The following is a 12,751-nucleotide window of genomic DNA, read 5'->3' on the forward strand; positions in this document are numbered from 1 at the left end:
TATGGATACTGTAACGCAAAGCCAGCTGGATTTTGATGCCGCATACGAGAGGTTAAAAGGAGTTGTAAAACATACCCCGCTTGAATATAATGAGCGCCTTTCGGACAAGTACGAGTGCGAGATTTACCTGAAACGTGAGGACCTGCAGATAGTGCGTTCGTACAAGCTGCGGGGTGCTTATAACATGATAAGCAGGCTTAACACCGAGCAGCTGAGCCGCGGCGTGGTTTGCGCCAGCGCCGGCAACCATGCGCAGGGTGTTGCTTATTCATGCAAAAAGCTGGGGACTAAAGGCGTAATATTCATGCCGGAGATCACCCCCAAGCAAAAAGTGAAACAAACAGAAATGTTTGGTAACGGCAACGTAGAACTGGTGTTGGTTGGCGATACTTTTGACGATTGCCTGCGCGAAGCGCTTGCTTATACTGAAGCACACAACATGACCTTTATACCGCCATTTGATAACGAACAGGTGATAGAAGGACAAGGCACGGTAGGTGTAGAGATATTGGAAGACCTGCCCGAAGTAGAGGCGGTGATAGTACCTGTTGGCGGCGGTGGTTTAGCAGCCGGCCTGGGTACCTACCTTAAACAACAGAAAGAAAATATTTTGCTGATAGGTGTTGAGCCGGATGGCGCACCATCTATGTGGACCGCTATTGAAAAAGGTGAGCCGGTAACACTTGGCCAGATAGACCGTTTTGTAGACGGCGCGGCCGTAAAGCGTGTGGGCGAGAAAACTTTCCGTATCTGCCGCGAGGTGTTAGATGACATGCTGACCGTACCCGAGGGTAAGGTTTGCACCACCATATTAAAGCTGTATAACGAAGATGCTATCGTGGTTGAACCGGCAGGCGCCTTATCAGTAACCGCGCTGGATAGCGTACGCGAACAGATAAAAGGCAAAACGGTGGTGTGCGTAGTAAGTGGCGGAAATAATGATATAGAGCGTATGGCCGAGATAAAAGAAAAATCGCTGCTATATGAAGGCCTGAAGCATTATTTTATCGTTCGGTTCCCGCAAAGGCCGGGTGCTTTAAAACTATTTGTAACCAACGTGTTAGGCCCCGGCGATGACATCACCCGTTTCGAGTTCATCAAGAAAACAGCAAAAGAGAACGGCCCCGCTCTGGTTGGCATAGAGCTGAAGAACGCGGAAGACTATCCTGCCCTGCTCCAGCGTATGGAAGAACACCGGTTTGAGGTGATAGAAATCAACCGCGACCAAACGTTGTTTGAGTATTTGGTATAAAGCAGCTTAACGGCTGTATAAGATTTTAAGGCTGCCTATGGGCGGCCTTTTTGCTTTTAGTGTTGCCGTCGACTCTCTCTTCGCTAAGGACAAAGACGGTGATACAACAAATCGTCATTGCGAGCGATAGCGTGGCAATCTCCCGACATGCTTGCGGAGACCTTTCTATCAGGAGAGTGCTTCGTACCTCGCAATGACGAACAAACAGAACATGCGCTTTTTCACCTGTTATTTAGGAGCTACTTGCAAATTTAATTTAAAATAGCCCGCAATTTAAGTGTGGTTTTTGAAGAATGCTGAATAGAAATTCAGCAAAAAACAGCTTAATTGGTGTTATTGAAGCAGTTTTTTATGAGATTTATATAGGCCGTTCAAAAGTGTTCAAATTGGCACCGGCACAAAAAAAGCTGAACACTTTTGAACACTTCAGGACTTTTCGGTCATCATCTTCATGGCCTCTTTAGCGGCTATCTGCCCCGATATTAAAGCCGGTGGTACGCCAGGGCCAGGTACTGTAAGCTGACCGGTGTACAGCATATTTTTTACATGCTTTGCCCGCATAGATGGTTTAAAGAAAGCTGTCTGGGCCAGCGTATTTGCCAAGCCGTAAGCATTGCCTTTATAGGAGTGATAGTCTGCTTTAAAGTCATCCAGTGCATAACTCCGTTTAAGTATGATACTCTCGCGGATGCTCTCCCCTGTTACCTGCTCAAATCGGTCAATCATCAGGTTAAAATACTTCTCGCGGGTGGCCTCGTTATCTTCTAACCCCGGTGCTATAGGCATCAGGAAGAAGATATTTTCGCAACCCTCAGGCGCGGCCGCAGGATCGGTTTTAGATGTGCAGCATACATAAAAAAGCGGCTTTGTAGGCCATTGCGGGTCTTTGTATATCTCGCGGGCATGCTGCTCAAAATCCTCGTCAAAAAAGAGGTTGTGGTGCTCTATTCCATTCAGCTTTTTGTTGGTGCCAATGTAAAACAACAGACTGGATGGCGACATGGTGCGCTTGTCCCAATACTTTTCGGAGTAGTTGCGGTGCGGCTTGTCCAGCAGGTGCTGGTCGGCATGTTCATAATCCGCACCGGTTATTACAAAGTCCGCAGTAAATATGCCGTTGTTGGTTTGTATGCTGCTTACCTGCTTATCGGCCACCTCTATCTTTGTTACTTCCGTATTCAGGCGGATGTCTACGCCATAACTTTCAGCAACGCTAACCATCGCCCTTACAATTTCATTCATCCCACCCATTGGGTACCAGGTACCGAGTGCCAGGTCGGCATAGTTCATCATGCTGTACATGGCTGGTGTATCCTTAGGCGTTGCACCCAGAAACAGCACCGGGAACTCCAGCATCTTTACCAGCTTCGAATCTTTGAAATATTGCCTCACATGGCTGCTCATGCTGGTAAGCAGCTGCATGCTCATGCTTTTACGGATAAGGTTGAGATCGATAAACTCAGTTATGGAATGCGACGGACGGAACACATACTCTCCCATTCCGACTTTGTACTTATAAGCGGCTTGTTCCATAAAGGTCTGCAGCCCCTTGCTGCTGCCGGGGTCAATGGAATCGAATAGCTGCTCTAGTTGCTGCATATCGGCAGGCACATCCAGTACCTCGTCTTTACTGTAGTAAATGCGATAACCGGGATCCAGGCGTTTCAGATTGTAAAAATCAGCTGGCTTTTTACCAAATAGCGCGAAAAAGTTCTCAAACACATCTGGCATCCAATACCAGCTCGGGCCCATGTCAAACTTAAAGCCATCTTTCTCCCACACCCGCGCGCGGCCACCTGGCTGGTCGTTCTTTTCCAGCACAGTTACTTTGTAACCTTCTTTAGCCAGTATGCAAGCCGATGCTAATCCGGCAAATCCGGCACCAATAACTACTACATGTTTAGTATCCATCCGCGGCAAATTACTTAAATAGTTGTAAGGAGATAAAAAACATTCACAATATCATTTTGTACTTTTGGGAACATAGCTTATGAATTTATTTGACGAAACGTGTTTTGAATGCAGCAAACTTATCACCGAAAAGTACAGTACTTCTTTTAGTCTCGGCATAAGAGCATTTGAAAAGCGCTTTCAGTACCCTGTTTACGCCATATACGGCTTTGTTCGTTACGCAGATGAAATTGTAGATACCTTTTTTGACCACGACCAACGTCAGTTAATAGACGACTTTACAGAAGAAACTTTTAAAGCTATTAGAGCTGGCATCAGCACCAACCCGATTTTGCAGGCTTTTCAGCAGGTGGTTAATCATTACGGTATTGACCATGAGCTAATTGAGGCTTTTCTCAACTCCATGAAAATGGACCTTGATAAAACCACATACGACAATGGTGGTTACCAAGTTTATATTTACGGCTCAGCAGAAGTAGTTGGTTTAATGTGTTTAAGGGTATTCAGTGAAAATAATACGGAGCTTTATAATCAGCTAGTGCCAAAAGCAAGAAGCCTTGGCGCAGCATTCCAGAAAATAAACTTTTTAAGAGATATCAAGTCAGACTATGAAGAACGGGGTCGAACTTACTTCCCGGGGGTAGATTTTACTAACTTTACCTCTGTCGAAAAAAGCCTCATAGAAGCGGACATCAAAAAGGACTTTGATGACGCGTTAGAAGGAATAAAGCTGCTGCCACAAGGCAGCCGTTTAGGGGTGTACGTAGCTTATGTATATTACTTGCAGCTATTTAAAAAGATTCGCCGTATACCCGCTCATGTAATACAGCAGAAACGGGTCCGCGTGTCTGACAGCGTTAAGATGGGGCTTTATTTTAAAGCTTTGCTGCACCGTAAAATGAACATGATTTAAATGGATGCTTTGTTGCAGATATCGAGATACAAAGGATGGCTATTTGGCATTGTGATGCTAATAGCTGTATCTGCGTTTAGTAAGCCATCAGCAAAATTGGATGATACGCCCGACTATAACCTGCATACCATACGTAAGTTACTTGTAAGCGCGCTGGAAAGTAAAAAGACTACAGATTCTCTTTATAAAAGCCTTGTTGCTATCAAGGGACCCTCATCGCTTGTTACGGGGTATATAGGCACACTTGAAGCAATAAAAGCTAAACACGCCTGGAACCCATATCTTAAAATTAAATACCTCAATAACTCGGAACGTACATTTAAAACCGCTATCGGTAACGATCCACATAACATCGAGATCAGGTTTATGCGTTTTTCAATAGAACACAACGTACCCGGCTTTTTAGGGTACAACAAAAACCTTACTGCCGACCGCCAGGAGATCATTCATCAGCTTAATAAAAGTAACTACGCTGCGGCTGATAAGCCCCTGGTGAAAACAATTATCCGGTTCTTGCTGGACTCCAAACGCTGCACTACGGCAGAACAACACCAGCTCACACAGCATTTGGCTGCCCTATAAGCATGAAATATACTTATCTACTTATCAACTTTCTTACCATTGTATTCCCTATAGCATTGTCTTTTGACAAGCGTGTCGCGTTTTATAAAAGCTGGAAGTACCTGTGGCAAGGCTTGTTAATAACTGGCTTGGTGTTCCTGTTCTGGGATGTACTTTTTACCATTTACGGTGTATGGAGCTTTAATCCAAATTATATAGTTGGTATAAAATTCTTTGGACTGCCTTTGGAGGAAATACTGTTTTTCCTTACGGTCCCCTTCTCTTGTATTTTCATTTACGCGTGCCTCAACTACTACGTAAAATGGCAGATCAGCAACGCTTTCGCACGGCAACTTTCAAATGTAATGATTGGTCTTTCCGTTGCATTGCTTGCCGTTAATTACACACGCTTGTATACCGTTGTTACATTTGGCTTGCTGGCTATATTGCTGCTAATACTGGTTTATGTAGTTAAAGCCGAATGGCTGGGCAGGTTTTATCTAGCCTTTCTGGTGTCGTTATTACCCTTTTATATCGTAAACGGAATCCTCACCTCCTTACCGGTTGTACTCTACAATAATGCGCAGAACATGGGGGTTCGCGTTTACACCATACCTTTCGAAGATCACTTTTATAGCATGGCACTGCTAATGATGAACGTAGCTTTTCTGGAGTATTTTAGAAAGCGTAAAACCGCATGACAGAACTCCCCACCTATACCAGGTCTCAACTAGCGCTGCGAAACGGGCAGGACAAGCCACAAATATGGGTAGCCTTCAAAGGCACTATATACGACGTTACCGAAAGCCGGCTTTGGCGCAACGGGAAACATTATGAGCATTGGGCCGGGCAGGACCTTACCGAAGAACTTGCCGATGCACCACACACTGCAGCTGTCTTCGAAAAATTTCCAGCTGTAGGCGTGTTGATGTGATCTGTAGTAATTGCAGCAATGACTAGCTAAATTTTTTACATCTCTTAGAAATAGCTGCTGCTATCGCCAGCTAAAACTATCCTTTTAGCTTTAATCTACTTGACTAAGTGAAAAATGTGCAAATAAATTTGCGCAACTAAAAAGTTGCATATATATTTGCAACTCACAAGTTGCACATTAAACTGCGAAATGAAACAAGACATCTTTCAGGCCATAGCCGATCCTACACGCAGAGCTATTTTAACGTTGATTGCTATACAAGCACTCACTCCAAATGCAATGGCAGAAAAGTTTGACATGACCCGTCAGGCAGTATCCAAACACATCAAAGTACTGCACGAATGCGAACTAATTAAACCGCAACAGCGCGGCCGGGAAATTTACTACCACTTTAATGCTAAGAAAATGCAGGAATTTGACCACTGGTTAGCTCAATTCAGACAGAACTGGGAAACTCAATTCAATCAACTCGATAACCTATTACAAACAATTAAAGAACAGAATAATGAATAACGATTTGCTATTTGATTTCAACGTTGACAAAGCGGCTAAAACTGTTTACATAACCCGCGAATTTAATGCCGGATTATCCCTGGTGTGGGATGCCTTCACAAAAGCCGAGTTGCTGGACCAATGGGGCGCGCCTGCACCTATGCGTGCTAAAACCAAGTATATGGATTTCAAAGAAGGAGGCCGGAGGTTTTACGCTATGATTAGTCCCGATGGTGTGGAGCGTTGGGCGGTTCAGGAGTTTACATCTATCACGCCCAAAACCAATTTCAAGATGTACAATGCATTTTCAGATAAAGACGAAAATCGCGAGCTGCCGGGTTCTGACTGGGACTACAACTTTAGCGAACAAGACAGCATAACTAAAGTAAATATTACCATTTACAACGAATCGTTTGAGCGACTGGAAAAACTACTGGAAGGCTTCAAGATAGGTTTCACTATGACGCTTAAAAACCTGGAAGAATTGCTGACAAGCTTATCGCAAGAATCTTAAATACTATCAATCACTAACGGGAATGCTGAAAACCGATAAAGAGTAAGCGAAACATTAACCATTTAAATCAAAATTATGAGGACAATCAATCCATGGATCAACTTTAACGGCAATGCCGAAGAAGCATTTACTTTTTACAAATCTGTTTTTGGCGGAGAGTTTACAAAGATCGTCCGCTTTAAAGAACTATCCAGTCCGGAGTTTCAAATACCCGAAAGCGAAGCAAATAAGATAATGCACATTGCCCTGCCCATTGGTAACCACAACGTGTTATTAGCCAATGATGTTCCGGAGTTTATGGGGCGGGTTAATGAAAATGAAAACCGTTCTAAAATAGCCTTGAGTACAGAAAGCCGTGAAGAGGCTGACAGGATATTTAACGGGTTATCAGCAGGTGGAGAAGTTGAAGGGCCAATTGGCGATAGTCCATGGGGTACATACGCCGGAATGTTCAGAGACAAATATGGCATTGAATGGATAGTAGAATTTGACGCCAAATAGAAAAAGTGTGTGCTATAACTGTGAATTACTGTAAAGTATAATACTTAACTTTGGCGCTCAATTAAGTATACTACTATGCAATATGATGTTATCGTTATAGGTTCGGGCCCGGGCGGGTACGTTGCGGCTATTCGCTGCGCGCAATTAGGTATGAAAACTGCCATTATTGAGAAATACAGCACACTTGGCGGCACTTGCCTTAATGTGGGCTGTATTCCTTCAAAGGCCCTGCTCGATTCATCTGAGCACTACCATAACGCGGCACACGCTTTTAGCGATCATGGCATTAAGCTGGATAACCTTGCTTTTGATTTCGGACGCATGGTTGCCCGCAAGCAGGAAGTTGTAAATGCCAACACAAGCGGCATCAGCTTTTTAATGAAGAAGAACAAGATAGACGTACACACAGGCGTCGGTTCTTTTAAAGATAAAAACACCATTGTTGTTACAAAAACCGACGGCACCAAAGCAGAACTTACAACCGAAAAGGTAATTATAGCTACCGGCTCAAAACCCAGCAGCCTGCCTTTTCTTAAGATTGATAAACAAAGGATTATAACCTCTACAGAAGCCTTGAGCTTACCAGAGGTACCTAAACACCTTATACTTATCGGTGGTGGTGTTATAGGCCTGGAACTTGGCTCTGTTTACGCACGTTTAGGTGCTAAGGTATCTGTTATAGAGTTTATGGATGGTATTATCCCAACCATGGATAAAGCACTTGGCCGCGAATTGCTAAAGGTGCTTAAAAAACAAGGGATGGAGTTTTACCTTAACCACAAGGTAACTGGAGCTACTGTTGAAGGTGATGAAGTAACCGTTACTTTTGACAACGCCAAAGGTGAAAAACAAGAGCTTAAAGGCGATTATTGCATGGTAGCCGTAGGCCGTGTTGCTTATACCGACGGCTTAGGTCTTGAAAACATCGGCCTTACCGTTGAAGAGCGTGGACGGAAGATTACCGTCGACGAGCACTTGGAAACCAGCGTTAAAGGTGTGTATGCCATTGGCGATGTTATAAAAGGTGCCATGCTTGCCCACAAGGCAGAAGACGAAGGCACTTTTGTGGCAGAGATTATCGCGGGTCAAAAGCCGCACATTAACTACAACCTTATACCTGGTGTAGTATATACCTGGCCGGAAGTTGCTGCCGTAGGCTTTACCGAAGAGCAGTTGAAAGAACAAGGTGCCAAATACAAAGTGGGCTCATTTCCGTTTAAAGCAAGCGGTCGTGCACGCGCCAGCGGTGATCTTGACGGTTTTGTAAAGGTACTTGCAGATGCTACTACTGATGAGATATTAGGCGTACATATGATAGGTCCACGCGCTGCCGACATGATAGCTGAAGCCGTTGTTGCCATGGAGTTCCGCGCGTCGGCAGAGGATGTTACCCGCGCAAGCCATGCCCACCCTACCTATACAGAAGCCATGAGGGAAGCTTGTTTGGCAGCAACTGAAAACAGGGCGATACATATTTAAAAAGCAGCAGTAAATAGTTGCAGTAGCAGCAAGTTAACTGCTACTGCAACTGCCGCTAATACCATGCAAGTAATCATCAACATAGCTATTGTGCTTCTTACCATTTCAATAATGGAGCTGGCGTCGTGGGCTATGCATAAGTATTTTTTTCATGGGCCGCTCTGGTTCATACACAAGACACACCATCAGCAGCGCCACGGCTGGTTTGAGCTTAATGATCTTTTTAGCATCGGCTTTGCCGTCCTTGCTTTGTGGCTGATGTGGGTGGGCCACGTAAGCCTCGATTACCGTTTCTGGATCGGTGCCGGCATTAGCACCTATGGCACTATCTACTTCATCTTTCACGACTGGTTCATCCACAACCGCTTTAAGGCATTTAAAAGCAATAACCGTTACTTGTCAGCCATTCGGCGGGCGCATAAGATCCATCACAAATCAACAGAAAAGAACCCTTCAGAGGAGTTCGGGTTATTGGTGGTTGGTAAAAAGTGGTTTAAGCAGTAAAGGCCATTTTAATAATGGTACAGGCATTTTAAAGATTAGCGGGCCTTGTCCTGTTTATTTTAAATTTAGGGTACACGCGCTTTATAGGATTGCTTTTACTGATATTGTTCCACTCTTCAATTATAGCAGAGGCATTGTTAAATAGTTCTTCCCATTGTGATGAATTGTCCAGAAACGCGTCAATCGGGTCATCTGCTGAATAAACGTCATGGTTAGTCAAAATATGAAATTTAATGTGACCCGGTAGTAACTCGCCTTTATTATTCCTTCGCATTCGTGCATAATGGTATTGTGCTGCAGTGATTGCAGCAAGGGCTGTTGTTGTTAAGCTGCTGTTTTCTTTATCAGAGACATGTTTACGCGGGTTTATGCTGTTATAAAGCCAAACTTCACCAGTGCTAAAAGCTACAATCGATTGTATTGCAGTTCCGGTATGCATTTCCATGATTATTCCGAAAGCCGTTTCTGTGTTGGTTGGAAACATAACTCCAAGATCTGTCGGAGTTAAAGCAAAGGTTTGTTCTCGCAGGTCTAAATAAGTATCATAATTAATATCAGCAATCTCTTTATCCACCTGCCGGTATTTCCATTTAAGATAATAGTTATTTATAATCCTTCCGAAGTGGAAAAGCAATATGGCACCAATTGGCCAGTACTCTTCTTTCATTACTAATACTGTTTAGAGTAGTAAACTAACAAAATATTGGCCTGAACATCCATTTATCTGCTTTTTTATTTGTGCGAAAACTACCTTTACTGCCATGAATATCCTCCTGATAAACAACACCCGCATCCCTGCTACAAAGTATGGAGGCACCGAACGTATGGTGTGGTGGCTGGGCCGCGAACTGGTGAGATTGGGGCATAAAGTTACTTACCTGGTGGGAGCCGGTTCGCTATGTTCTTTCGCCAAAGTACTTACCTACAACCCGGCAGCAGACATAAACAGCCAGATACCAGATGATGTAGACGTTGTGCACTTCCAGTTCCAGGTGCAGGGATTTACCAAAAAGCCGTACATAGTCACGGTGAACGATAATCCCGGCGGGCACCCGCTTGACAGAAACTCGGTATTTGTATCCGGCAATCACGCCGCACGGCACGGTGCAACTGCATTTGTTTATAATGGCTTAGATAGTGCTGATTATCCTATACCCGATCTTAAAGGCAAGCGCAACTATTTCCATTTTTTGGCAAAGGCAGCCTGGCGGGTCAAGAACGTGAAAGGAGCTATTGATGTTGCCACTATAAGCAAAAACAAACTGGTTGTATTGGGCGGGACACGGCTAAATATCAAAATGGGCTTCAGATTCACACCAAATCTAAATGTCAGCTTTAAAGGTATGGTGGATGACCAACAAAAAGCTGCCTTGATGAACAATTCCAAAGGCCTTATCTACCCCGTGCGCTGGAACGAACCTTTTGGTATTGCTATTACCGAGAGCCTGTATTTTGGCTGCCCGGTTTTCGGCACGCCTTACGGCTCGCTGCCGGAGTTGGTGCCTTCGGATGTTGGTTTCCTTTCGAACAGCAAACACGAACTTGCAGAGGCAATGAAGAACGCAGACAGTTACAACAGGCAACGTTGCCATCAGTACGTTATGGACAACTTTAACATCACCAAAATGGCCAATGAGTACCTGAAGCTTTATGAGGCAGTAGCACATGGTGCTACAATAAATAAAAACAATCCTGTTTTGCAGGAACAAAATCCGCCAAAGTTTTTGCCCTGGGTAGATTGATTGTAGGCTAAGGCATTGCCATATCTTATATTTTTCCGAAATTCGGCCCATGCTGCAAATACAGGAAAACGTCTCGCTAAAAAATTTCAACACCTTTGGTATAGAGGCAAGCGCCCGCTACTTTGCAGAGATAAGCCACCCTGAAGAACTTACAGAGCTTTTTGCCGACCCGCAATGGCATACAGTTCCGCGCCTGGTTATGGGCGGTGGCAGCAATATGCTTTTAGTAAACAACTTTGATGGCATTGTTATCCGCCTGAACATTCGTGGTATTGAACACCGCATCAGCCATGATGATGTTGTTGTTGAAGCCGGCGCAGGCGAGGTTTGGAATGACCTCGTTAACTACTGCGTAGATCATGGCTTTGCCGGAATGGAAAACCTCAGTCTTATTCCTGGTTCGGTGGGCGCATCCCCTATCCAAAATATTGGCGCATATGGAATAGAGTTAAAAGATATATTTGAGAGCTGCACTGCATTCGAGCTATCAACAGGCGAGTTTCGCAACTTTACTAAGAAAGAATGCAAGTTCGGTTATCGCGAAAGTGTTTTTAAGGGTGAGTTGGCTGGGCAATTCATTATTACTTCCGTTAAGTTCGGGCTTTCCCTCATACCAAACCTCAACCTAAAGTATGGTGCTATCGAGCAGGAGTTGGCAGCTCGCGGCATCATTTCGCCAACACTTAAAGATGTATCCCAGGTAGTATCGCACATTCGGGTTTCTAAACTGCCGGATCCGTCTACCATTGGTAACGCAGGCAGCTTTTTTAAAAACCCGGTGATCAGCGCGGAGGCTTTCGGTCCGATTCAGCAAAAATTTCCGAATATCGTAAATTTTCCAGCAGGTGACGGACAGGTTAAACTTGCTGCTGGCTGGTTAATAGAACAGTGCGGATGGAAGGGTAAAACAGTTGGGCATACAGGCACCTGGAAGAACCAAGCCCTTGTGCTGGTTAACCACGGCGGAGCCACAGGCAACGAAGTGTACAACCTTTCGTCGCAAATCATAGACAGTGTGTACACTAAATTTGGCGTTACGCTACAACGCGAAGTCAATATTATTAGTTAATAACTTTACCCTGAAAGATATTTAACTAAATACCTGTGTCATAATGCATTAAATTGCATCTTTTTTAAAACAAATTCAATTTCTCCAAAAAAGATTTATTTGTCGCTTGTTAAGCATTTTTAAACCTGTTTATCAGTCACTTACGCCGCAGCCACAAGCTTTTCTTTTGCAAGAACTCAATCCCTAACAAGCAGTAGCTTGTTCATCTTATTGTACACGGTTGGCATAATGGTATCATGTTTGAATAAAACTTAATACAAAACATTAACAGAATGACAAAGATTGAGTTTAACACCCTGGTATTACGTCAAGCAAGTTCATTAAGGTCTTATGCCTTACACTTCACACATGACGCCGACGACGCAAACGACCTTGTTCAGGATACAATGTTGAAAGCCATCACTTATTACAATAAGTTTAAAGAAGGCACAAACCTGAAAGGCTGGTTGTATACCATTATGAAGAACACCTTCATAAACAACTACCGCCGTTTTGTTAAAATGAGCACTTTTGTTACCAAGAGCGACGAGATCTCTTCTCCAAACCTTGTTTTCAGTTCAACTAAAAATCAAGGCGAATCAAAGTTTGTGATGGATGATATTAAAAGAGCGCTGGACCGCTTGCCATCTGATTACTACGTGCCGTTTACAATGTATTTTGAAGGCCACAAATATCATGAGATTGCAGACCACTTAACTATCCCTATTGGTACTGTAAAAACCCGTATCCACGTTGCACGCAAGCTGCTTAAGAAAAATTTGAAAGCTTATGACAACGGTGTTGCAAAGCCGGTTTACGCAGAAAACGAATAAGCAAATAAACTCAACATATATATAAAGAACCCGCCCTACGGCGGGTTTCTTTGTTTTACACCTGCCT

At 43.9% G+C, this 12,751-nt stretch carries 15 protein-coding genes; 13 read left to right on the forward strand and 2 right to left on the reverse strand.

The genetic code is table 11. The features are described 5' to 3' along the window. Position 1: 1 nt before the first annotated feature. Positions 2–1,252 carry a threonine ammonia-lyase IlvA gene (gene ilvA / locus DYU05_RS16800; RefSeq protein ID WP_117384297.1) on the forward strand — a complete coding sequence of 417 codons (1,251 nt, stop codon included), beginning with the start codon at positions 2–4 and terminating at the stop codon, positions 1,250–1,252. 426 nt (positions 1,253–1,678) lie between these two features. Here the strand turns inward: ilvA and DYU05_RS16805 are convergent, their stop codons facing one another. Continuing rightward, positions 1,679–3,163 (reverse strand): phytoene desaturase family protein, encoded by a 1,485-nt coding sequence (locus DYU05_RS16805; RefSeq protein ID WP_117384298.1) that lies wholly within the window; start codon positions 3,161–3,163, stop codon positions 1,679–1,681. A 79-nt stretch (positions 3,164–3,242) separates the two neighbouring features. On the opposite strand from DYU05_RS16805, the gene DYU05_RS16810 reads away from it, so the two are divergent. The 9 genes from DYU05_RS16810 (at position 3,243) to DYU05_RS16850 (ending at position 9,061) form a co-directional block, all read left to right on the forward strand. Next, positions 3,243–4,076 carry a phytoene/squalene synthase family protein gene (locus DYU05_RS16810; RefSeq protein ID WP_117384299.1) on the forward strand — a complete coding sequence of 278 codons (834 nt, stop codon included), beginning with the start codon at positions 3,243–3,245 and terminating at the stop codon, positions 4,074–4,076. Continuing rightward, complete coding sequence (locus tag DYU05_RS16815; protein WP_117384300.1) at positions 4,077–4,658, forward strand: hypothetical protein; 582 nt, start codon at positions 4,077–4,079, stop codon at positions 4,656–4,658. A gap of 2 nt (positions 4,659–4,660) precedes the next feature. Beyond that, entirely contained in the window at positions 4,661–5,338 is a 678-nt protein-coding gene (locus tag DYU05_RS16820) for a lycopene cyclase domain-containing protein (protein WP_117384301.1), read from the forward strand. Beyond that, a complete protein-coding gene (locus DYU05_RS16825; RefSeq protein WP_117384302.1) occupies positions 5,335–5,571 on the forward strand; it encodes a cytochrome b5 domain-containing protein in 237 nt (78 codons plus the stop codon). Before DYU05_RS16820 ends, DYU05_RS16825 begins: the two co-directional genes overlap by 4 nt. 189 nt (positions 5,572–5,760) lie before the next feature. Then, complete coding sequence (locus DYU05_RS16830) at positions 5,761–6,084, forward strand: ArsR/SmtB family transcription factor (RefSeq protein ID WP_117384303.1); 324 nt, start codon at positions 5,761–5,763, stop codon at positions 6,082–6,084. Beyond that, positions 6,077–6,577 carry an SRPBCC family protein gene (locus DYU05_RS16835; protein ID WP_117384304.1) on the forward strand — a complete coding sequence of 167 codons (501 nt, stop codon included), beginning with the start codon at positions 6,077–6,079 and terminating at the stop codon, positions 6,575–6,577. The genes DYU05_RS16830 and DYU05_RS16835 overlap by 8 nt, the downstream gene beginning before the upstream one ends. A gap of 75 nt (positions 6,578–6,652) precedes the next feature. Then, entirely contained in the window at positions 6,653–7,078 is a 426-nt protein-coding gene (locus tag DYU05_RS16840) for a VOC family protein (protein WP_117384305.1), read from the forward strand. A 75-nt stretch (positions 7,079–7,153) separates the two neighbouring features. After that, positions 7,154–8,557 (forward strand): dihydrolipoyl dehydrogenase, encoded by a 1,404-nt coding sequence (lpdA, locus tag DYU05_RS16845; RefSeq protein ID WP_117384306.1) that lies wholly within the window; start codon positions 7,154–7,156, stop codon positions 8,555–8,557. A gap of 63 nt (positions 8,558–8,620) precedes the next feature. Next, entirely contained in the window at positions 8,621–9,061 is a 441-nt protein-coding gene (locus DYU05_RS16850) for a sterol desaturase family protein (RefSeq protein WP_117384307.1), read from the forward strand. 28 nt (positions 9,062–9,089) lie between these two features. Here the strand turns inward: DYU05_RS16850 and DYU05_RS16855 are convergent, their stop codons facing one another. Then, positions 9,090–9,728 carry a hypothetical protein gene (locus tag DYU05_RS16855; protein ID WP_117384308.1) on the reverse strand — a complete coding sequence of 213 codons (639 nt, stop codon included), beginning with the start codon at positions 9,726–9,728 and terminating at the stop codon, positions 9,090–9,092. A 94-nt stretch (positions 9,729–9,822) separates the two neighbouring features. On the opposite strand from DYU05_RS16855, the gene DYU05_RS16860 reads away from it, so the two are divergent. The 3 genes from DYU05_RS16860 to DYU05_RS16870 all read left to right on the forward strand — a co-directional run bounded on the left by DYU05_RS16860 (position 9,823) and on the right by DYU05_RS16870 (position 12,684). Next, entirely contained in the window at positions 9,823–10,803 is a 981-nt protein-coding gene (locus DYU05_RS16860) for a glycosyltransferase (RefSeq protein ID WP_117384309.1), read from the forward strand. 49 nt (positions 10,804–10,852) lie between these two features. After that, complete coding sequence (gene murB / locus DYU05_RS16865; protein WP_117384310.1) at positions 10,853–11,872, forward strand: UDP-N-acetylmuramate dehydrogenase; 1,020 nt, start codon at positions 10,853–10,855, stop codon at positions 11,870–11,872. A 272-nt stretch (positions 11,873–12,144) separates the two neighbouring features. After that, a complete protein-coding gene (locus DYU05_RS16870) occupies positions 12,145–12,684 on the forward strand; it encodes an RNA polymerase sigma factor (RefSeq protein ID WP_117384311.1) in 540 nt (179 codons plus the stop codon). The last annotated feature ends 67 nt before the right edge of the window (positions 12,685–12,751 follow it).

Source organism: Mucilaginibacter terrenus, from assembly GCF_003432065.1.
Taxonomy (GTDB): Bacteria; Bacteroidota; Bacteroidia; order Sphingobacteriales; family Sphingobacteriaceae; genus Mucilaginibacter; species Mucilaginibacter terrenus.

Coding starts and splice junctions, on each gene's coding strand:
- murB (WP_117384310.1), top strand. CDS start 10,853: ATGCTGCAAATACAGGAAAACGTCTCGCTAAAAAATTTCAACACCTTT.
- DYU05_RS16855 (WP_117384308.1), bottom strand. CDS start 9,728: ATGAAAGAAGAGTACTGGCCAATTGGTGCCATATTGCTTTTCCACTTC.
- DYU05_RS16850 (WP_117384307.1), top strand. CDS start 8,621: ATGCAAGTAATCATCAACATAGCTATTGTGCTTCTTACCATTTCAATA.
- DYU05_RS16830 (WP_117384303.1), top strand. CDS start 5,761: ATGAAACAAGACATCTTTCAGGCCATAGCCGATCCTACACGCAGAGCT.
- DYU05_RS16810 (WP_117384299.1), top strand. CDS start 3,243: ATGAATTTATTTGACGAAACGTGTTTTGAATGCAGCAAACTTATCACC.
- DYU05_RS16840 (WP_117384305.1), top strand. CDS start 6,653: ATGAGGACAATCAATCCATGGATCAACTTTAACGGCAATGCCGAAGAA.
- DYU05_RS16820 (WP_117384301.1), top strand. CDS start 4,661: ATGAAATATACTTATCTACTTATCAACTTTCTTACCATTGTATTCCCT.
- DYU05_RS16825 (WP_117384302.1), top strand. CDS start 5,335: ATGACAGAACTCCCCACCTATACCAGGTCTCAACTAGCGCTGCGAAAC.
- DYU05_RS16815 (WP_117384300.1), top strand. CDS start 4,077: ATGGATGCTTTGTTGCAGATATCGAGATACAAAGGATGGCTATTTGGC.
- DYU05_RS16835 (WP_117384304.1), top strand. CDS start 6,077: ATGAATAACGATTTGCTATTTGATTTCAACGTTGACAAAGCGGCTAAA.
- lpdA (WP_117384306.1), top strand. CDS start 7,154: ATGCAATATGATGTTATCGTTATAGGTTCGGGCCCGGGCGGGTACGTT.
- ilvA (WP_117384297.1), top strand. CDS start 2: ATGGATACTGTAACGCAAAGCCAGCTGGATTTTGATGCCGCATACGAG.
- DYU05_RS16805 (WP_117384298.1), bottom strand. CDS start 3,163: ATGGATACTAAACATGTAGTAGTTATTGGTGCCGGATTTGCCGGATTA.
- DYU05_RS16860 (WP_117384309.1), top strand. CDS start 9,823: ATGAATATCCTCCTGATAAACAACACCCGCATCCCTGCTACAAAGTAT.
- DYU05_RS16870 (WP_117384311.1), top strand. CDS start 12,145: ATGACAAAGATTGAGTTTAACACCCTGGTATTACGTCAAGCAAGTTCA.